The following is a 17,375-nucleotide window of genomic DNA, read 5'->3' on the forward strand; positions in this document are numbered from 1 at the left end:
TCGGGATCGAACGTACCACCGCGCGACTTTGTTCAGGCCAGGTCGGCGCTGGAGAGGTGGGTGGACGTCTCGGCCAGCCCCCGGAGTGCCTTCTCCGAGGCGGAACCCGGTTCGGCGGCGTAGAGCATGAGGCGGCTGAGGTCGGGGTCGCCGGGCAGGTGCAGGGTCTCGAACGGCAGGACGAGCCGTCCGGCGTCCGGGTGGTCGATGCGGGCCTCGCCGTGCGTCAGGTCCGTCACGTGGTGCGCCGACCACATCCGCCGGAATTCGGGGCTGCGTTCCCGCAGGCAGTCGATCAGCGTGCGCAGCCGCGGGTCGTCCGGGTCCTGCCCGGAGCGGAACCGCAGGTAGGCCGCGTTGCGGCGGGCGACCGCGGGCCAGTTGTCCCCGAGCCGCGCCTTGTAGTCGTCGTTCAGATGGATCTGGTGCGACCAGGTCCGCTCGTCCGCCGGGACGTTCGCGAGGTCGACGAACACGGCGGCGGTGAGCCGGTTCCAGGCGACCACGTTCGTGTGGTGCCCGACCACGTACGCGGGCGCGTGGGTGATCGAGTCGAGCAGATGCCGGAGCGGAGCGCGCAGGCGGGGCGGGTCCGTGGCGGGCTCGCGGCGCGGCGGGTGCGCGAGGCGGTGCAGGTGGGCGTGTTCGTCGCCGTCCAGCCGCAGGGCCCGGGAGATCGCGCCGAGCACCTCGGCGGACACGCCCTCGGCCGTCCCCTGTTCGAGCCGGATGTAGTAGGCGACGCTGACGCCGGCGAGCTGCGCCAGTTCCTCCCGCCGCAACCCCGGCACACGGCGCCGGCTCCCGTACGACGGGATGCCCACGTCCTCGGGCCGCAGCCGTGCCCGCCGCGACTTGAGGAACTCGCCGAGTTCGACGTTGCGCGCCATGCGCAGAGGCTATCCGGCGGGCATCACGGAGCCTGCTACTGCGGGTGGTACGAACGGGCGGGGGCTGGGTAGCCGCTTCCTGCGGCGTGAGGGTCTCTGCCATGACCGCACTCACCACCGCCGTCTCCGCTCCTCCTGGGCGGATGTCGTCACGGCACAAGCTCGTACTGACCCTTCTGCTGGGCGCGCAGTTCATGCTCGCCATCGACTTCTCCATCCTGAACGTGGCGCTGCCCGTCGTCGGCAGGGGACTGGGCTTCGACCTGGACGACCTGCAATGGATCGCGACCGCGTTCGCGCTTCCCGCCGCCGGATTCACGTTGCTGTTCGGCCGCGTCGCCGATCTGTTCGGACGGCGCCGGATGCTGCTGGCGGGCATGGCGCTTCTGGCGGGAGGTTCCCTCATCGGCGGGCTGGCCGCGTCGCCGGCGATGCTGCTGACCGGGCGGGTCCTGCAGGGCCTGGCCACGGCGATCGCCACACCGGCAGCCCTGTCGCTGATCACGACGTCCTTCCCGGAAGGGCCGATGCGGACGCGGGCGCTCGGCCTCAGCGGCGCGCTCATGTCCGCCGGGTTCACCGTCGGCGCGATCCTCGGCGGTGTGCTCACGGACCTGCTGAGCTGGCGGTGGGCCTTCCTGATCAACGTGCCGGTCGCGGTGCTGATCCTCGCCGTCACACCCGCGGTCGTTTCGGAGAGCCGGTCGCGGAACGGGGCGAAACTGGACGTCCCCGGCGCGGTGACCGTGACCGGCGGTCTCCTCGCGCTCGTGTACGGGATCACGTCCGGCGGCTCGCGGGGCTGGGGCGACCCGGTGGCACTGGGGGCGCTCGTGGCCGCGGCCGTCCTGCTGAGCGTGTTCGTCCTGGTGGAACGGCGGTCGCCGGCCCCGCTCGCGCCGCTGAACGTCCTGACGCGGCGGACCGTCACCTGGGGCAACGTCGGCGGGTTCGTGGCGTTCGCCACCGAAACGTCGCTGGTGTTCCTGATGACGCTCTACCTGCAGAAGGTCCTGGACTTCTCGCCGCTGACCACCGGGCTCGCGCTCGGCGTCCTCGGCGCCGGGACGTTCGCCGGCGGTGTCGCCGCACCCCGGATCATGGGACGGTTCGGCGGCCGCGCGACCCTCGTCGCCGGGCTCGTCCTGCAGGCCGCGGCGACGGCGGCGCTGCTGGGGATCGGCGAGTCGCGCGACGGGCTCGGCCTGATGCTCGCCGCCACCGCGATCGGCGGATTCGGGAACCTCGTCGCGATCGTGGCGTTCATGGGGACCGTCACGTCCGGGCTGCCGGACGGCGAGCAGGGCCTCGCGACCGGCGTCGCCACCATGACCCAGCAGGTCGCCATCACGCTCGGGATCCCCGTGATGAGCGCCGTGGCCACCGCGAACACGTCCGTCCTCGGCGGCGTCCACACCGCGATCGCGGTGAACGTCGCCGTCGTCCTCGCCGGCGCGGCCCTCGTCGGGTCGTTCCTGCGCCGTTCCTGAAGGGGCCCGCCATGGATCTCGAACTCGACGGCAAGGTCTTCATCGTCACCGGGGCGTCCGCCGGGATCGGTGCGGCGGCGGCCGCGCTGCTCACCGACGAGGGCGCGCAGGTCGTCGGTGTCTCCCGCAGCGGCGACGTCGCCGCCGACCTGACCGACCCCGCCACCGCGCAACGCGCCGTGGACGTCGCGCTGGAGCGGCACGGGCGGCTGGACGGACTGGTCAACAACGCGGGTGCGCTCGACTCCCGGATCGGCTTCCTCGACGTGACCGACGACCAGTGGCATGCGACCTTCGAGCTGAACTTCCACGCGGCCGTCCGGATGGCCCGCGCGGCGCTGCCGGCCCTGATCGACCAGGGCGCGGGGAGCATGGTGCACGTGTCCAGCGAAGCCGGACGGTTCCCCGATACGCCACTGGTCGACTATGCGGCGTCCAAGACGGCGCTGTTGTCGGTGTCCAAGACGCTGGCTGGGGAGTTCGGCCGGTGTGGAATCCGCTCCAACGTCGTCACGCCCGGCCCTACACGAACCAGGTTGTGGGACCAGCCGGGTGGGTTCGCCGACCAGCTCGCCGCCCAGTTCGGGCTTCCAGTGGAGGAGGCCATAGAGCGGTTCGTCCGCGAAGAGCGCCGACTCCCCGTCGGACGCCTGGGCACACCCCAGGACGTTGCGCGGGTCATCGCTTACCTGCTGTCCCCGCCGGCCTCCCAGGTCACCGGGGCGGAGTGGACGGTCGACGGCGGCGCGCTCCGGCAGATCTGACCGCGACCAGGGCGGCGTGCCGGGCGCGGGACGTCCGGCACGCCGCCCGCCCGTCGTCAGGCGGGCACCTTGTCGAGGAAGCCGTGGACGCGGTCGAAGCGGCCGTCGTCGGCGAAGACCGCCACGTCGAAACCGACGACGATCGCCTCGCCGCCCTCGGGGCCGAGTTCCCAGGTGAAGCGGGCCACGTTGTGGTGGGCGTCCAGGGTGCCCGCGGGGCGGAAGACCAAGCCGGGGAACTGCTGCTGCGCCGCGCCGACGAAGGCGTCGATGGCGTCTCGTCCTTCGGCTACGCCCAGCGGGTCGACGTACAGCGGCTGTTCCGTCCACAGGGCGTCGATCGCGGCGCGGCGCACGGCCGGGTCGGTCTCGTTCCAGATGGCCAGGTACCGCTCGACCCGCTGCTGAACGTCGCTCATCTCATGACTCCCGTCTGATCCGCCGGGTCCGTCCCGGTGCCCCCTACGCTGCCAACGCCGCGGCAGAAGATCGATTACCTGGGAGGTCATGCCCGGCGCGCGGACCGGCCGTATGGCTCCTCGGGGACGGCGTGCGCGACGGCGAGCTTGATCAGCAGCGCGACGGGCAGCCAGCCGAAGCCCTCGGGATGGGAGACCGACGGCGCGACCATCACCCCGCCGAGGACGGCGAAAAGCCCGGCCGGGCGGGCCAGGTAGAGCGGCGCGCGGGCGACGAGGACGACGCCGGTCAAGGCCCACGCGTACCACAGCGGCCCCCACCACCAGGGCCCGCCGAACACCAGGCCGACCACGATCGGCTGGACGTGGCACGCCGCGAACCCGATCTCGTTGTGCATGAGCCGGTTCAGGCGCGTCGGCGGCAGCGGCAGCGGCCCGTGGTAGAAGCGCTTGACGGCGTTCAGCCCGTTGGCGACGACGCCGCCGGCGATGTCGTACGCCACGACCGCGCCGATCAGGCACTTCCACCAGGGCCACGGCAGGTCCCGGGCGATCCACAGCAGAACGGCCACGCCGAACGCCCCCGCCAGATAGGCGAGGGCCCGTTCGTGCGCCGTCGCGCCACTGCCGAGGAACCAGCTCGGCTTCGCGGACGTGGTTTCCCAGTCGATTCGGCCGCCGGTCATGGTGTCGGCCTCGTTCTGCCCAGCCCACTGCCGTAGATGGTCACCGCCTCGTCCGCCCATCTGGTCATGCCTTCGGCCGACAAGGGGTCGGACCCCAGTACGTCGGCAAGCCGGTCCCGCAACAGGAACACGGCCAGATCGTTGACCAACAAGAACGCCGCGCGGACGGCCGGATCGTCGCCCGGAGCCGCCTCGCCTGCGGCGACCATGGCGTCCAGCTGGGCCCGGCTCACCTCGAACAGGCGCCGGAACAGGCGCCGTCCGGGTTCGCCATCGTCGAGAAGGAGCCGCCGCAGGTACGCGGGTACAGGTGAGCCGGATGGCAGGTGCCGAAGCACGGCCTTGGCCAGGGACCCGGCGTCGGCGTCCGCGGCGGTCTCCCCGGTCGCGCCGGTCTCGCCGGTCAGTTCGCCGATCATCCCGTCGAACATCTGCAGGACGTGCTGGTCGACGCTTTCGCGCAGCACGTCCTTCGAGCCGAAATGGTGCATGACCAGCGCCGCCGAGACGCCCGCGGCCTCGGCGACCTGCCGCACCGTGACCGCGTCCGGGCCGCGCAGGGCGAACAGCCGCAGCGCCTCGTCGCGGATGACGGCCCGGGCCGTCCGGTCATCGATCATTGAACACATGTTCAGCATGCTAAACGCTTGTTCAGTCGCTCGGCAAATGCACCTGAGCGTTGATGTCGGAAATCCGCTAGTGGGCGCATGTGACCATCGGTGATGCTGGGGGCATGCATGAGGACGCGGAAAGGTGCGTGCGGGCCGTCCAGGCGAAGGACGCCCGGTTCGACGGATGGTTCTTCACCGGGGTCGTCACCACGGGCATCTACTGCCGCCCGAGCTGCCCGGTCGTCCCGCCCAAGCCCGGCAACATGCGCTTCTACCCCAGCGCCGCCGCCGCACAGCAGGCCGGTTTCCGCGCCTGCAAGCGCTGCCGACCCGACACCAGCCCCGGGTCACCGGAATGGAACCACCGCGCGGACGTCGTCGCCCGTGCGATGCGGCTCATCGCCGACGGCGTCGTCGACCGTGAGGGCGTTCCCGGGCTCGCAGGACGTCTCGGCTACAGCACGCGTCAGATCGAGCGTCAGCTCAACGCCGAACTGGGCGCCGGCCCACTCGCCCTGGCGCGAGCTCAGCGTGCGCAGACGGCGCGGCTCCTCATCGAAACGACAGCCCTCCCCATGGGTGATGTCGCGTTCGCGGCGGGCTTCGCCAGCATCCGCGCCTTCAACGACACCGTCCGAGAAGTGTTCGCGCTGACGCCGAGTGGACTGCGCGACCGTGTCGCCAAGGGCCACCCGCCCGCCGGCTCAGGGGCGCTGTCGCTGCGGCTGCCGTTCCGGGCGCCGCTCTGCCCCGACAACCTGTTCGGCCATCTCACCGCCACCGCCGTCCCCGGCGTGGAGGAGTGGCGGGACGGCGCGTTCCGCCGCGCGATGCGCCTGCCGCACGGGCACGGCATCGCCGCGCTGCGGCCCCGGCCCGACCATGTCGCCTGCACGCTCATCCTCAGCGACCTGCGCGACCTCGCCATCGCGATCAGCCGCTGCCGCTGGATGCTCGACCTCGACGCGGACCCGGTCGCCGTGGACGACCTGCTCCGCACCGACCCCGTCCTCGCACCGCTGGTCGACAAGGCGCCCGGACGGCGCGTCCCCCGCACCGTGGACGGCCCCGAGTTCGCCGTCCGCGCCGTCCTGGGGCAGCAGGTGTCGACGGCCGCGGCCCGAACCCATGCGGGACGGCTCGTCACCGCCTACGGCGACGCCATCGACGACCCAGGCGGGGGACTGACCCACCTCTTCCCGACCCCGTCCGCCCTGGCGGAACTCGACCCGGAAGCCCTCGCGTTCCCGAAGACCCGGCGCACCACCCTCCTGACCCTTGCCGACGCGCTCGCGAGCGGCGAGATCGACCTCGGCGTGGGAAGCGACTGGGAGGAGGCCCGCGCGCGCTTGTCCGCCCTCCCGGGCTTCGGTCCCTGGACCACGGAGACGATCGCGATGCGCGCTCTCGGAGACCCCGACGCGTTCATCCCCGGCGACCTGGGAATCCGCGCCGCCGCCAAGTCGCTCGACCTCCCCTCGACGCCGGCGGCCCTCACCCGCCGCGCCGCGCAATGGCGTCCATGGCGCGCCTACGCCGTTCAGTACCTGTGGGCCACGGGCGACCACGCCATCAACCTGCTTCCCGCATCCTGACCAGGAGAGGATCGCCCCATGAACCCGACGCACGTCGTCGTGGACAGTCCCGTAGGCCCGCTCACGCTGGTGGCCATGGACGGCGCCCTGTCCGGCCTCTTCATGGACGTGCAGCGGCACCGTCCGTCCGAGGAGACCTTCGGCGCGCCCGGCGACCCTCACACCGGCCCCTTCGCGACCGTCGCGGAACAACTCTCCGCGTACTTCGCCGGTGAACTGACCGAGTTCGACCTCCCGCTCACCCTCCGCGGCACGCCCTTCCAGCAACGCGTCTGGGGGCTGCTCCGGGAGATCCCCTACGGCGAGACCGCCACCTACGGCCAGCTCGCCACCGAGATGGGCAAGCCGTCCGCGTCCCGTGCCGTCGGTCTCGCCAACGGACGCAACCCGATCAGCGTCATCGTCCCCTGCCACCGGGTCATCGGCTCCACCGGCGGCCTCACCGGCTACGGCGGCGGCCTCGACCGCAAGCGCTACCTCCTCGACTTCGAACGCAAGACCCACGGCACCGCCGACGCACTTTTCTAAGTCTTGTCAGAGGCTGGGGATAACGTGCGTGTCATGGCCGGTCCCCGGCCCGTCAAGCAGTCGCCGGAAAGGCTGATCAAGGTGGAGTTCCGAGTCGACCGCCAGACCCTCGCCGACGCCGTGGCGTGGGCCGCGCGGACACTGCCGGCACGCCCCGCGCTCCCCGTCCTCGCGGGCATGCTCATCGAGGTCACCGACCAGGGCGAGCTCACCCTGGCCGGGTTCGACTACGAGGTCTCGGCCCGCGCCACGGACGAGGCCGCCGTCACCGAGCCGGGCCGTGTCCTCGTCCCCGGACGGCTCCTGTCCGACATCGTCCGGAACCTTCCTCCACAGCCTGTGGATATCTTCACGAAGGGCTCGGAGGTGGTGGTCCGCTGCGGCCCCGCCGAGTTCGGCCTCCTGACGCTGCCCGTCGAGGACTACCCCACCCTTCCCGAGCCGCCGGCCCGCGCCGGAACCGTCCCGGGCGACCTGTTCGCGACCGCCGTCGCCCAGGTCACCCCGGCCGCCGGACGCGACGACACCCTCCCGATGCTCACCGGCGTCCGCATCGACATCGAGGGCGACACGATGTGGCTCGCCTGCACCGACCGCTACCGCATCGCCGCCCGCGAGCTGACCTGGTCCCCCGCCGATCCCGGCTTCACCGCCGGCGTCGTCGTCCCCGCCCGCACCCTCGCCGACACCGCCAAGGCGATCAAGCGCGGCGCGGACGTCGCCATCGACCTCGGCGGCACCGCCGACACCCTCATCGGCGTCTCCGGCGGCGGCCGCAGCATGACCAGCCGCCTCCTGGACGACCAGTACATCAACTACCGGTCCCGGCTCACCGGCACCTGGACGTCGGTCGCCGAGATCCCCGTCGCCCCGTTCGTCGAGGCGATCAAACGCGCCGCCCTGGTCACCGAGCGCGGCACCCCGATCCGGCTGGCCTTCACCGCCGACAAGGTCCGCATCCGCGCCGCCACCGGCGACTCCGCCCGCGCCAACGAGAGCCTCGCCGCCCGGCTCACCGGCGACGACATCGACATCGCGTTCGCCCCCCAGTACCTCCTGGACGGCCTCGCCGGCATCGACACCGAGTACGCCCGCCTCGAATGCACCGATGCCACCAAGGCCGCCCTCCTCACCGCCATCCCCGACAAGAAGGACGACGAGGACGCTGCCGACGACACCTCCGACACCGGCTACCGCTACCTCGCCATGCCCGTCCGCCTGACCTCCTGACCGGCGCTTCCCAGGTCACAGATCCAGGACGGCGAGGACGAAGCGGACCTCCAGGTCGCCCGCGTTGCCGTACGAATGGGGGCGGTCGCCGACGAACACGGCGGCCGCGCCCTCCTCGACGAGATCGGTCCGGCCGTCGACGCCGAGCGTCAGGGTGCCCTGCTGCACGTAGACGATCTCCTTGGTGCCGGGGACGTGCGCGTCGCTCTCCCGCGTCTCCCCCGGCCGCAACTCCCAGCTCCACAGCTCCAGCGACGGCCTCGGGTCGCTCCCGGCCAGCAGCGTGCCCGTCCCGCCCTTCTCGCCCTCCCAGAGCACGACGTGCCGGTCCGGGCGGAACATCCGTACCGGCGGCTCCTCCTCCACCTGCACCAGCCGCGTCAACGGCACACCGAGCGCGTCGGAGATCCGGATGAGCGTCCCCAGGTTCGGGTTCCCGCGGCCCTGCTCCAGCCCGACCAGGACGCCCTTGCTCACCCCGGCCCGGCCCGCCAGCTCGTCCAGGCTCCACCCGTGCCCGGCCCGCAGCGCCCGGACGGCCCGCGCCACGGCCTCCCCGGCCGCACCCTGCTCGCTCAATCGCCCTCCCGTTCCAGAACGTCCACTCAACGATCCCACCCCGCCCTCCGATCATGGGCGGATGGGCGGAGACGGCACGGTCGGTCGGTATGATGATATCTATATGTCATTAAAGTGACCGTCCCGGAGGGCTGGAGATGCTGGAGCAGGTCGTTGTGGACGAGGCCGTGCGGGAACTGCGTCCCGACTTCGCCGTGCTCGTCATGACCGCCGAGGGGCTGGTGAACGGACCCGGCGACCAGGAGTCGCAGGGCTGGCTGGCCGAGGCGGCCGGGAAGGCGGACGCCGCCGACCCCCACGTGGAGGCGTGGCGCGACGCCTACCGGGCGTTCGGGGCGAAGCCGCAGCGGACCCGTCCCTCGGTGGACGCCTTGCTCCGCCGGGCCGACGCGCTCCCGTCCATCAACAAGGTCGTGGACGCCTACAACGCGGTCAGCGTCGAGTACGCGCTGCCCATCGGCGGCGAGGACCTCGACGCGTACCAGGGCGCGGCGCGCCTGATCAGGGCCACCGGCGACGAGACGTTCGACGTGATGGCAGGCGGCGAGCCCGCCGTCGAGCACCCGAACGCCGGCGAGGTCGTCTGGCGCGACGACGCGGGCGTGACCTGCCGGCGCTGGAACTGGCGGCAGTGCGTCCGGACGCGGCTGACGGAGACCACGAAGAACGGCCTCTTCCTGCTCGAAAGCCTTGAGCCGTACCCGCTGAAGCGGCTGGCCGAGGCGGGCGGCCGGCTCGCCGGGCGGCTCCGGGCGATCACACCGGACGTCCGGATCGCGAGCCGGGTCATCGGCGGACGGTGATGGTCACGGTCCTGGCGCTGAGCGCGGCGCTGGCCTACGGCGTGGCCGACTTCCTCGGCGGTGCCGTGACGCGCAAGTCGACGGCGTTGAAGGCGCTGACCTGGTGCGTCCCGATCGGCCTCGCGGTCGTGCTGGTGTCCGCTCTGCTCGCCGGAGGCACCGCGTCCCCCGGTCCGATGGCCTGGGGCTTCGCGGCCGGGCTCAGCGGCGGCGCGGGCCTGATCACGTTCTACCGGGCGCTCGCGCGCGGGCCGATGAACGTGGTGGCGCCCGTGTCCGCGCTGGCCGCGGCCGTCCTGCCCGTCGCCGTCGGCGTCGCGATGGGCGAGCGGCTGGACGCGTCCGTCCTCGCCGGTGTCCTGCTGTGCCTCGTCGCGATCGGGCTGGTCAGCATGGAGGCCGACGGCGACGGGGAGGCCGTTGGGCCGGCCGCGGCCGGATGGCGGCGGCTCCTGGACTCGGGCCCCGCGATGGCCGGAGTGTCCGGGACCTGCTTCGGGATCTTCTTCGTCCTGCTGAAGGCCGCCGGGGACGGCACCGGCCTCTGGCCGATCGTCGGCGCCCGCGTCGGCAACCTCGTCATCGTCGCCGCGGCGCTGCTGTTCATGGTGCTCCGCGGCGGCGACCTCGGCCCCCGCATATCCGGGCGGACGCTGATCGGCCTGGCGCTGCTGTCCGGCACCCTGGACGCGGGCGCGAACGTGCTCTACTTCCTTGCCGCCCACAGCGGCCTGCTCAGCCTCGCCGCCGTCCTCACGTCCCTCTACCCGGCGATCACCGTCCTGCTGGCCCGTATCGCCTACAGCGAGCGCCTGCGGGTGATCCAGCGCGTCGGCATGGGCGTCGCCGTCGCCGGCGTCGCCCTGGTGACCGTCGGCTGACACGCTGGCCGGCGCAGAGGAGACGAGGGTACGCAGCGGAGGGTGGGCGCGACCGTCAGCGGCGAGTGTGGTGTGTGTCGGCCGTGCGACGGGGTGGACCCGCACCGTTCGCGGGGGCCGGATGAGCAAGGGCCGCGACCCGGTTTCGGGTTGCGGCCCTCGGCGTAGGCGGTGGTGGTGGGATTCGAACCCACGGAAGCTTGCACTTCACACGCTTTCGAGGCGTGCGCCCTCGTCCACTAGGCGACACCACCGCGGGAGAGCCTACCCGAATCTGCGGTGCGTGAAGAACTCGGTTAGCAGCGCGGCGCACTCGTCCGCGAGCACCTCCGCGACGATCTCCGGCCTGTGGTTGAGGCGCCGGTCCCGGACGACGTCCCACAGCGACCCGACCGCGCCCGCCTTCAGGTCGACGGCGCCGTACACGACCCGGTCCAGCCGGGCCTGGACGGACGCTCCGGCGCACATCGTGCACGGCTCCAGGGTCACGACCAGCGTGCAGCCCGAGAGCCGCCACTCCCCGAGGGCGGCGGCCGCCTCCCGCATCGCGACGATCTCCGCATGCCCGGTCGGGTCGGCGGACCGCTCACGATCGTTGTGCCCCGCCCCGATGACCTCGCCCGACGCGTCCAGCACGACGGCCCCGACCGGGATCTCCCCGGCCTCGAACGCCTTGCGCGCCTCCTCCAGCGCCCGCCGCATCGCCGCCTCGAACCCCGCGACCACGGCATCGCCCGGCACACCGACCTCCGCGACCGGCCCCGGCCCCGGTCCGGGTTCGGCCGGCCGTGCGGTTTCGGCCGCCGGCGGCTCGGACGCGGGGTGGGGCATGCCGGTTCCGGGGTCCCGGCCGGCGGGGCGCGGGTCAGTCACGGAGGCGGTCGAACTCTTCACCGAAGCCGGCGTGTTCGGCGACGGTGAGCAGCGCGTCACCGGGCAGGGCGCGCTCGCCGAGGTCGCCGAGCCGCTTGGCGTCGAGGCCGAGGTCTTCGAGCAGGGCCGGGTCGCCGCCGGGATCGCCGTCCGGGACCTCGCCGACGAGCTGCTGGAACAGTGCGCCCAGCCCGTTCTCGCGGACGGCGGACACGTAGGCGCGCGGCTCGTCCTGCCCGTCCAGCCGGACGACCGCGAACCAGTCGTCGTCCTGCTCGATCAGGAGCACCACCGGGTCGCCGTAGGACTCGACGGCCGCCTCCCGCATCAGGTCGGCGACGTCGTCGACGTGATCGGCCTCGGCGAGCACGGCCTCGGTCCCGACCCAGCCCTCCGGGGTCTGCGCGAACACGGCGGCGAAATAGGACACGTGTTAATTGTGACCCACGGGGTTGCCCGGGTCACAGCCCCCAGCGGTCGCGGGATCGCTCCAATCCCGATGAAATGTCTGTTCTGCCAGGGATGACCGTGCCCGTGGACGCCGTCAGACGATGGCGTCCACGGCGCGTTCGAAGGCGGGGGCGAAGCCGATGCGGCCGGCGATGCTGAGCAGCATCTCGTCCGGGTAGAGCTCCAGGTCGCCGGAGATGGCGCCGAGCTCCATCTCGTCCAGGCCGAGATCGGCGAAGATCGACATGTCGCCGACGGGGAGGACCTGGTCGAGTTCCTCGTCATCGGGGATCGGTATGTCCAGGTACTCGAGGACCTGGCCGGCCAGCGGCCAGTCGACCGAGGCCGTGACGTCCGACAGGAACACCATGACGTCGTCGCCGAGCAGGCGGATCGCCACGAAGAAGTCGTCGCCGACCGAGACCAGCCCGACCGTGCCGCCGAGGCTCGGCTGCTGGCGCAGGGCATGGATCAGCCCCGCGAGGTCCTCGGTCAACGCGACCGGGAGGATCTCGGCCTCCCAGCCCTCGTCTTCCCGGTACACCACGACGGCGAAATCCGTCGCGTCCACATCCGTCATTTCCACCCCACCGGCGCGTAACTTGCCAGGGCATGGTCCCAGATGCGGCGGGCCCGCGCGCGCTCCAACGCCAAACTGGGCGCCGCACCCGCGCGTGAGACCGGGAGTCAGTGCCGCAATCCGGTGCCCAGCGGAAGAATCTGGTGGATCCGCGTCAATTTATGCGGAACGTGCGGCGGCGCAGCTGCGCATGGATCCGCGCGCGCCGCGAGCGGTGCGGCGTCACCCGGCGGCGCAGCTCACGGGCCTCCGCCAGCTCCCGCAGGAAGATCGCCCGGCGCCGCAGATGCTCGCGCACCTGCTCGGGGGAGATGTCGCCCTGGGGGCCGGGGCGCGGCCGGACGTCCTGCCCGGCTGTGACATCGGTCACCGGGGGCTCGGCGGACGCCGGCGCGTCCTCGGAGGCGGAGGCGGTGGAGGCGGGATCACCGGAGGCGGGGGGAGCGGGAGACTGCGCCGCGGTTCCGGGCGGGGGAGCCGCGGCTCCCGGAGGCGGCGCCGCGGCGGCACCCCCGGGCGAGTCCGGCCGCCCACCGGCCGAACCCGGGGGAGCCGGCGGCTCAGGCGGGTCGGGCACGGTCTCCCGAGCCCGCGCCGGACCATCCGGCTGGTGATCGCTTTCGCTGTTCATAACGCCATACTGCCCAGCTCAACGGCGTCCTATCCAACTTCGGCGAGGTCCGGCCGATCGCGGACGGTGGGCTACGGTGATCGCATGCAGACCCTCGCCGTCGATCACCCGCTCGTCGCGCACAAGCTCACCACGCTGCGGGACGTCCGCACCGATTCCCCCACGTTCCGCCGCCTCGCCGACGAGCTGGTCACCCTGCTCGCCTACGAGGCCACCCGCGACGTCCGGGTCGCGGACGCCACCGTCCAGACGCCCCTCGTCCCGGCGCAGGGCGTCCAGCTGGCGAGCCCGAAGCCGCTCGTCGTGCCGATCCTGCGCGCCGGCCTCGGGATGCTGGACGGCATGACGCGGCTGCTGCCCACCGCCGAGGTCGGTTTCCTCGGGATGATCCGGGACGAGGGCACCCTCCAGGCGCAGACGTACGCGACGCGGCTGCCGGACGACCTGTCCGGCCGGCAGTGCTACGTCCTCGACCCGATGCTCGCGACAGGGGGGACGCTCGCCGCCGCCATCCGGCTGCTGTTCGACCGCGGCGCCGACGATGTGACCGCGATCTGCCTGCTCGCCGCCCCGGAGGGGCTGAAGCACCTGGAGCAGTCGTTCACCGACATCACGGCGCCCGTCCGGGTCGTGACGGCCGCGATCGACTCCCACCTCAACGAGCAGGGCTTCATCATGCCCGGCCTCGGGGACGCCGGAGACCGGCTCTACGGCGTCGTCTGACCCACGCGGGTTCCGAGGGGTGCGGGGCCGTCGTCCCACCACGGGAAACCCGCCGGCCATCCACGTCATCACGATTCGGATGCCCGACCTGACCTGCGATGTTCGTTCGCTCCGGCGGAGGGTACGAAGGCGCTACGGAACGCCAGTGCGCGTTCCCCTCCGCCGCCCCGGCACAGGGGACCGTTACGGACCGGGCGGTGTGAGCGAGCTCGATCGAGGACGTGTGATGGCTCACCTAGGGGATGGCGACCTGCCGCGCTACACGGCGATCGGCGAGAGGCTCACCGAAGAGTTCGACGGGGTGCACGGCGCCGACACGGTGGACCGGTGCGTCTCCGCCGCCAGGCACGGCGCCGAGGAGGTCACGGGGTCGGCGCCGCCCGATCTCGTGGAACGGATCGCGCGCCGGCACCTGGAGGTGCTCGCGACCGTCGCGGCCGAGAAGCGCCGCCGGGCGCGCCGTTCGTCGCTCGACAACGCGCCATAGGCCGCGACGGCGCGTCACAAGCCGTCGTCAACGCGCCATAGGCCTTGCTTTGCCGGTCGTGCGGGCTGTGCGAAACTGAACCGGGGTCCGTGGGTCAACGCTCCGGGAGGCAGCCGTGCCCGCAAAAAAGTACGTGACGTGGGCCGCGGTGGCCTTCGTGGCTTTCTACGTGATCAAGCAGCCGGACGGCGCGGCGCAGTCGGTGCACAGCGCCGCCAGCGGCATCGCGTCCGCCGCCGGATCCCTGGCCACCTTCGTCAACGCGCTCGCCTGAGGCCGCCATGAGGCTCGTGACCCCCGGCGACTCCGCGCCGGCATCGGTGAACAAGTACCTGCTCCCGCACGAGAACCAGGTGATCACGGTGCGCCGGCATCCGGCCGTGCTGATGGTCCCCGTCGGTCTCGTCCTCGGCGGCCTGATCGTCGCGGGTGTGCTGAGCAACACCGTCACCGCTGCCATGACCTGGATCTGGTGGGGCTGGCTGATCCTGCTGGGCTGGTTCGTGTGGCGGGTCGCGGAATGGTCCGTCGACTACTTCGTCATCACCAACCAGCGCATGCTGCTGACCACGGGCCTGATCACCCGCAGGGTCGCGATGATGCCGCTGGCCAAGGTCACCGACATGAGCTTCAAGCGGACGATCGCGGGCCGCATGCTCGGCTACGGGGAGTTCATCCTGGAGTCCGCCGGCCAGGACCAGGCGCTCACCAACGTCGACTACCTGCCCTACCCCGAGCAGCTCTACCTCGAAGTCTGCGAAATGATCTTCCCGAACAAGAACCCGGCGCCCGAGGAGAAGACGCTCCCCCCGCCTCCGCCGCCGCGCCGCCCGAGGGAGACGGTCGATGCGGACGACGTCCCCACCGCCCCGGGCCCCGACGACCAGGGCTGAGCGGCCGGGCCGCTAGCCGTTAAACGCGGCGGGCTGATCAATATCGGTGGTTTTTCTGATCATGCGTGGATGGTCGGATACCTTCCGAGGGTGACAGGCGTCGCGATCGCCGGGGGATCCACCGGCCGCAACCGGCGCGCCACGACGTTGCAGCAGCGTGCGCGCGGGGCCGGGCGGGGCCCGACCAGCCGATCTCGTCTCCTGCCGCTTCATTACTCTCGATGTGCGATAACCCGCAATGTGCAATCATGTCGGCACTCCAGCCGCCTGTTTACTTCCGCTAAGTGAGTCCACATGCCGGGTCCAGGCAACGTCGGCGAACGTGTCCGCAACCTGCGGCTGACCAGACGCTTGTCGCAGGCACAGCTCGCCGGTCACGACCTTTCCGACAGCTACATCTCTCTGATCGAGTCGGGCAAGCGCACTCCGACGCCCACCGTCCTGCGCATGCTGGCCGAGCGCCTCGGCTGCACCCCCGAATATCTCGCGGAGGGCGTCGAGCCGGAGCAGCGCGCCCATCTTGAGGTACGGGAGCGCCACGCGCATCTGGCGCTGCTGCGCGGCGACCCGGTCACGGCCGAGGCCGGCTTCGACGAGGTGATCGCCCGCAGCGACGACCCCGACCTGACGGCCCGCGCCCGCTGGGGACGCGCCCGCGCCCTGGAGGAGCTGGGCCGCACCGACGACGCGATCGCGCTCTTCGAGGAGCTGCGCGAGCAGGCCGAGCGCGACCCGGGCCGGGCGAGCGGGCTGCCGCCGGTCATCGCGCTGGCCCGCTGCTACCACACGGTCGGCGACCTGGGGCAGGCCATCGCGCTCGGCGAGCGCGCCGCCGCGCGGCTGCACCATCTCGGGCTCGGCGTGGGCGAGGAGTACACCGAGGTCGGGCGGATCCTGCTGCTCGCCTACGTGGATCGCTCGGATCCGGCGCGCGCACATGAGCTCGGGCGGCGGCTCCTGCACCCGGAGGGTTCCGCGGACGAGCCGGCGAGCGTCCATTACCAGCGGGCCAGCATGCGTGCCCTTGAGGAGGGAACGATCGGCGACTCGCTGTACTTCGCCGACCGGGCCCTGGCCGTACGCAGCGACACCAGCCCGGAGCAGGCTCGCGAACGGCTGTCCCTTGCGGCTGCCAAGGCGTTGCTCAGGGGCGTCATGCCGTTCTCGGCGGACGCGCCGTCCCTTGCCGTTCCCGCCGGTGAGTACGGGTTCGAATGTCCGCGCGCCGAGGGTTCCCGTGAGGCCGCGCTGGAGGCGCTCGACCTTCTCCGGGGGACGGCCAATCTCGACGGTGCCGAAGCCACGGAGAGGACGATCGCGAAGGCTCGTGCGCTCGTCCTAGTCGGCGATCTGGACGACGCCATCGCCACCTTGGAGCAGTTCCTCGACACGGGCATGGCCCTGGCCGCCCCGACGTACTCCCCTCCCGTGACCCCGCAGCCTGACAACGACCGTGCGGCGCGCACGCAGAAGACCGTCCTGGCCCGTCTCGTCCTCGCGCGCGCACGCGTCGCCCAGGGGGACCGGATGGCGGCACAGGTCGTTCTGCGCGCCGCGTCGGAACAGCTGGCGACGCTGCCCGCGGGACGTCCGGCGGCGCATCTGCTCAGGGAACTGGGTGAGCTGCTCGAACTCGTCCACGATCCGGAAGAGGCCGCGACCGCCTACCGGAAGGCGCTGGAGGCCGCCGGTCTCCGCGCCGCCCGCCCGCAGGCGGCCAACCGGGACCTGGGACGCGTCTGACAGGCCGAAGCCGTCGCTGATCAGCCGATGTCGACGATCAGGTGATGTCGACGGCGTCCAGGTCGAGCACGCGCGCGTGCAGGACCTGCCGCTGGTGAAGCGCGGCCCGCAGCGCCCGGTGCAGGCCGTCCTCCAGGTACATCTCGCCCTTCCACTGGACCACGTGCGGGAACAGGTCGCCGTAGAACGTGGAGTCCTTCGACAGGAGCGACTGCAGGTCCATCTCGCGTTTGGTGCTGACGAGCTGGTCGAGACGTACCTGGCGAGGCGGGATCTTGGCCCAGTCCCGGGACGAGAGTCCGTGCTCGGGATAGGGCCTTCCCTCACCCACCGCCTTGAAGATCACACTTCGAGTCTACGGCGTCGGGGTGACCTGGAGAAGGCAACGCAACAACATGCGTCACTCTGCTTGCCACCACCGGTAAACCAGTTACCTCCCAGCTCAACGGCTTCGTCAGTAAGTACCGGCCGCGGTGCCGCTCCCGTGACGGAGGCCCCCGCGCTCGCCCGCCGGTCGTC

The 17,375-nt window shown here is 71.9% G+C and carries 21 protein-coding genes, 1 tRNA gene and 1 pseudogene; 12 read left to right on the forward strand and 11 right to left on the reverse strand.

What is annotated here, in order from left to right:
- Nucleotides 1–32: 32 nt before the first annotated feature.
- Nucleotides 33–890, reverse strand: coding sequence for a helix-turn-helix domain-containing protein (locus ACGFK0_RS12980; protein ID WP_392903870.1), 858 nt, complete (start codon nucleotides 888–890; stop codon nucleotides 33–35).
- 101 nt (nucleotides 891–991) lie between these two features.
- Between ACGFK0_RS12980 and ACGFK0_RS12985 the strand changes: the two genes are divergently transcribed.
- Complete coding sequence (locus ACGFK0_RS12985) at nucleotides 992–2,380, forward strand: MFS transporter (protein ID WP_392903872.1); 1,389 nt, start codon at nucleotides 992–994, stop codon at nucleotides 2,378–2,380.
- A gap of 11 nt (nucleotides 2,381–2,391) precedes the next feature.
- Nucleotides 2,392–3,144, forward strand: a complete 753-nt coding sequence (locus ACGFK0_RS12990; protein WP_392903874.1) for an SDR family NAD(P)-dependent oxidoreductase — start codon at nucleotides 2,392–2,394, stop codon at nucleotides 3,142–3,144.
- A gap of 56 nt (nucleotides 3,145–3,200) precedes the next feature.
- Here ACGFK0_RS12990 and ACGFK0_RS12995 read toward each other — a convergent pair whose 3' ends face one another.
- From ACGFK0_RS12995 to ACGFK0_RS13005, 3 genes are all read right to left on the reverse strand, one after another.
- Complete coding sequence (locus ACGFK0_RS12995) at nucleotides 3,201–3,563, reverse strand: nuclear transport factor 2 family protein (RefSeq protein WP_392903877.1); 363 nt, start codon at nucleotides 3,561–3,563, stop codon at nucleotides 3,201–3,203.
- Nucleotides 3,564–3,649: 86 nt separating this feature from the next.
- The gene (locus ACGFK0_RS13000; protein ID WP_392903879.1) at nucleotides 3,650–4,249 is read right to left on the reverse strand and encodes a hypothetical protein; all 600 of its coding nucleotides are present in this window, start codon (nucleotides 4,247–4,249) and stop codon (nucleotides 3,650–3,652) included.
- Entirely contained in the window at nucleotides 4,246–4,878 is a 633-nt protein-coding gene (locus ACGFK0_RS13005) for a TetR/AcrR family transcriptional regulator (protein ID WP_392903881.1), read from the reverse strand. Before ACGFK0_RS13005 ends, ACGFK0_RS13000 begins: the two co-directional genes overlap by 4 nt.
- A 104-nt stretch (nucleotides 4,879–4,982) precedes the next feature.
- Here ACGFK0_RS13005 and ACGFK0_RS13010 point away from each other — a divergent pair, with 104 nt between their 5' ends.
- The 3 genes from ACGFK0_RS13010 (at nucleotide 4,983) to dnaN (ending at nucleotide 8,213) form a co-directional block, all read left to right on the forward strand.
- The gene (locus tag ACGFK0_RS13010) at nucleotides 4,983–6,455 is read left to right on the forward strand and encodes an AlkA N-terminal domain-containing protein (protein ID WP_392903883.1); all 1,473 of its coding nucleotides are present in this window, start codon (nucleotides 4,983–4,985) and stop codon (nucleotides 6,453–6,455) included.
- An 18-nt stretch (nucleotides 6,456–6,473) separates the two neighbouring features.
- A complete protein-coding gene (locus ACGFK0_RS13015; protein WP_392903886.1) occupies nucleotides 6,474–6,983 on the forward strand; it encodes a methylated-DNA--[protein]-cysteine S-methyltransferase in 510 nt (169 codons plus the stop codon).
- 81 nt (nucleotides 6,984–7,064) lie between these two features.
- The gene (dnaN, locus tag ACGFK0_RS13020; protein ID WP_392904063.1) at nucleotides 7,065–8,213 is read left to right on the forward strand and encodes a DNA polymerase III subunit beta; all 1,149 of its coding nucleotides are present in this window, start codon (nucleotides 7,065–7,067) and stop codon (nucleotides 8,211–8,213) included.
- A 15-nt stretch (nucleotides 8,214–8,228) separates the two neighbouring features.
- Here the strand turns inward: dnaN and ACGFK0_RS13025 are convergent, their stop codons facing one another.
- Nucleotides 8,229–8,792 carry a helix-turn-helix domain-containing protein gene (locus tag ACGFK0_RS13025; protein WP_392903888.1) on the reverse strand — a complete coding sequence of 188 codons (564 nt, stop codon included), beginning with the start codon at nucleotides 8,790–8,792 and terminating at the stop codon, nucleotides 8,229–8,231.
- A gap of 137 nt (nucleotides 8,793–8,929) precedes the next feature.
- Here ACGFK0_RS13025 and ACGFK0_RS13030 point away from each other — a divergent pair, with 137 nt between their 5' ends.
- Both ACGFK0_RS13030 and ACGFK0_RS13035 read left to right on the forward strand, forming a co-directional pair.
- Complete coding sequence (locus ACGFK0_RS13030; protein ID WP_392903891.1) at nucleotides 8,930–9,595, forward strand: B3/4 domain-containing protein; 666 nt, start codon at nucleotides 8,930–8,932, stop codon at nucleotides 9,593–9,595.
- Entirely contained in the window at nucleotides 9,595–10,476 is an 882-nt protein-coding gene (locus tag ACGFK0_RS13035) for an EamA family transporter (RefSeq protein WP_392903893.1), read from the forward strand. The genes ACGFK0_RS13030 and ACGFK0_RS13035 overlap by 1 nt, the downstream gene beginning before the upstream one ends.
- 169 nt (nucleotides 10,477–10,645) lie before the next feature.
- Here ACGFK0_RS13035 and ACGFK0_RS13040 read toward each other — a convergent pair.
- From ACGFK0_RS13040 to ACGFK0_RS13060, 5 genes are all read right to left on the reverse strand, one after another.
- Nucleotides 10,646–10,730, reverse strand: a tRNA-Ser gene (locus ACGFK0_RS13040).
- A gap of 10 nt (nucleotides 10,731–10,740) precedes the next feature.
- Entirely contained in the window at nucleotides 10,741–11,178 is a 438-nt protein-coding gene (gene tadA / locus ACGFK0_RS13045; protein WP_392904066.1) for a tRNA adenosine(34) deaminase TadA, read from the reverse strand.
- Between the two features lie 163 nt (nucleotides 11,179–11,341).
- Nucleotides 11,342–11,779: a tRNA adenosine deaminase-associated protein gene (locus ACGFK0_RS13050; RefSeq protein WP_392903895.1), complete on the reverse strand. Its 438-nt coding sequence runs from the start codon at nucleotides 11,777–11,779 to the stop codon at nucleotides 11,342–11,344.
- Nucleotides 11,780–11,893: 114 nt separating this feature from the next.
- Nucleotides 11,894–12,379, reverse strand: coding sequence for a tRNA adenosine deaminase-associated protein (locus ACGFK0_RS13055; RefSeq protein ID WP_392903898.1), 486 nt, complete (start codon nucleotides 12,377–12,379; stop codon nucleotides 11,894–11,896).
- A 154-nt stretch (nucleotides 12,380–12,533) separates the two neighbouring features.
- Nucleotides 12,534–12,749: a hypothetical protein gene (locus ACGFK0_RS13060; RefSeq protein WP_392903900.1), complete on the reverse strand. Its 216-nt coding sequence runs from the start codon at nucleotides 12,747–12,749 to the stop codon at nucleotides 12,534–12,536.
- Nucleotides 12,750–13,094: 345 nt separating this feature from the next.
- Here ACGFK0_RS13060 and upp point away from each other — a divergent pair, with 345 nt between their 5' ends.
- The 5 genes and pseudogenes from upp to ACGFK0_RS13085 all read left to right on the forward strand — a co-directional run bounded on the left by upp (nucleotide 13,095) and on the right by ACGFK0_RS13085 (nucleotide 16,856).
- Nucleotides 13,095–13,733: a uracil phosphoribosyltransferase gene (upp, locus tag ACGFK0_RS13065; protein WP_392903902.1), complete on the forward strand. Its 639-nt coding sequence runs from the start codon at nucleotides 13,095–13,097 to the stop codon at nucleotides 13,731–13,733.
- A gap of 226 nt (nucleotides 13,734–13,959) precedes the next feature.
- On the forward strand, nucleotides 13,960–14,220 hold the full coding sequence (locus ACGFK0_RS13070) for a hypothetical protein (protein WP_392903904.1): 261 nt from the start codon (nucleotides 13,960–13,962) through the stop codon (nucleotides 14,218–14,220).
- A 115-nt stretch (nucleotides 14,221–14,335) separates the two neighbouring features.
- Nucleotides 14,336–14,494: a hypothetical protein gene (locus ACGFK0_RS13075; RefSeq protein ID WP_392903907.1), complete on the forward strand. Its 159-nt coding sequence runs from the start codon at nucleotides 14,336–14,338 to the stop codon at nucleotides 14,492–14,494.
- A gap of 7 nt (nucleotides 14,495–14,501) precedes the next feature.
- Nucleotides 14,502–14,999, forward strand: a pseudogene (locus ACGFK0_RS13080) (PH domain-containing protein); the annotation flags it as partial.
- A 408-nt stretch (nucleotides 15,000–15,407) separates the two neighbouring features.
- Nucleotides 15,408–16,856, forward strand: a complete 1,449-nt coding sequence (locus ACGFK0_RS13085; RefSeq protein ID WP_392903910.1) for a helix-turn-helix domain-containing protein — start codon at nucleotides 15,408–15,410, stop codon at nucleotides 16,854–16,856.
- Between the two features lie 37 nt (nucleotides 16,857–16,893).
- Here ACGFK0_RS13085 and ACGFK0_RS13090 read toward each other — a convergent pair whose 3' ends face one another.
- On the reverse strand, nucleotides 16,894–17,202 hold the full coding sequence (locus ACGFK0_RS13090; RefSeq protein ID WP_392903912.1) for a type II toxin-antitoxin system VapB family antitoxin: 309 nt from the start codon (nucleotides 17,200–17,202) through the stop codon (nucleotides 16,894–16,896).
- Between the last annotated feature and the right edge of the window lie 173 nt (nucleotides 17,203–17,375).

Origin of the sequence: Spirillospora sp. NPDC048823, from assembly GCF_043198445.1 — a bacterium.
In the GTDB taxonomy this organism is placed as follows: domain Bacteria; phylum Actinomycetota; class Actinomycetes; order Streptosporangiales; family Streptosporangiaceae; genus Spirillospora.

Coding starts and splice junctions, on each gene's coding strand:
- tadA (WP_392904066.1), bottom strand. CDS start 11,178: ATGCGGCGGGCGCTGGAGGAGGCGCGCAAGGCGTTCGAGGCCGGGGAG.
- ACGFK0_RS13035 (WP_392903893.1), top strand. CDS start 9,595: ATGGTCACGGTCCTGGCGCTGAGCGCGGCGCTGGCCTACGGCGTGGCC.
- ACGFK0_RS12990 (WP_392903874.1), top strand. CDS start 2,392: ATGGATCTCGAACTCGACGGCAAGGTCTTCATCGTCACCGGGGCGTCC.
- ACGFK0_RS13000 (WP_392903879.1), bottom strand. CDS start 4,249: ATGACCGGCGGCCGAATCGACTGGGAAACCACGTCCGCGAAGCCGAGC.
- ACGFK0_RS13085 (WP_392903910.1), top strand. CDS start 15,408: ATGCCGGGTCCAGGCAACGTCGGCGAACGTGTCCGCAACCTGCGGCTG.
- ACGFK0_RS12980 (WP_392903870.1), bottom strand. CDS start 890: ATGGCGCGCAACGTCGAACTCGGCGAGTTCCTCAAGTCGCGGCGGGCA.
- ACGFK0_RS13070 (WP_392903904.1), top strand. CDS start 13,960: ATGGCTCACCTAGGGGATGGCGACCTGCCGCGCTACACGGCGATCGGC.
- ACGFK0_RS13010 (WP_392903883.1), top strand. CDS start 4,983: ATGCATGAGGACGCGGAAAGGTGCGTGCGGGCCGTCCAGGCGAAGGAC.
- ACGFK0_RS13015 (WP_392903886.1), top strand. CDS start 6,474: ATGAACCCGACGCACGTCGTCGTGGACAGTCCCGTAGGCCCGCTCACG.
- upp (WP_392903902.1), top strand. CDS start 13,095: ATGCAGACCCTCGCCGTCGATCACCCGCTCGTCGCGCACAAGCTCACC.
- ACGFK0_RS13055 (WP_392903898.1), bottom strand. CDS start 12,379: ATGACGGATGTGGACGCGACGGATTTCGCCGTCGTGGTGTACCGGGAA.
- ACGFK0_RS12995 (WP_392903877.1), bottom strand. CDS start 3,563: ATGAGCGACGTTCAGCAGCGGGTCGAGCGGTACCTGGCCATCTGGAAC.
- ACGFK0_RS13005 (WP_392903881.1), bottom strand. CDS start 4,878: ATGTGTTCAATGATCGATGACCGGACGGCCCGGGCCGTCATCCGCGAC.
- ACGFK0_RS13030 (WP_392903891.1), top strand. CDS start 8,930: ATGCTGGAGCAGGTCGTTGTGGACGAGGCCGTGCGGGAACTGCGTCCC.
- ACGFK0_RS12985 (WP_392903872.1), top strand. CDS start 992: ATGACCGCACTCACCACCGCCGTCTCCGCTCCTCCTGGGCGGATGTCG.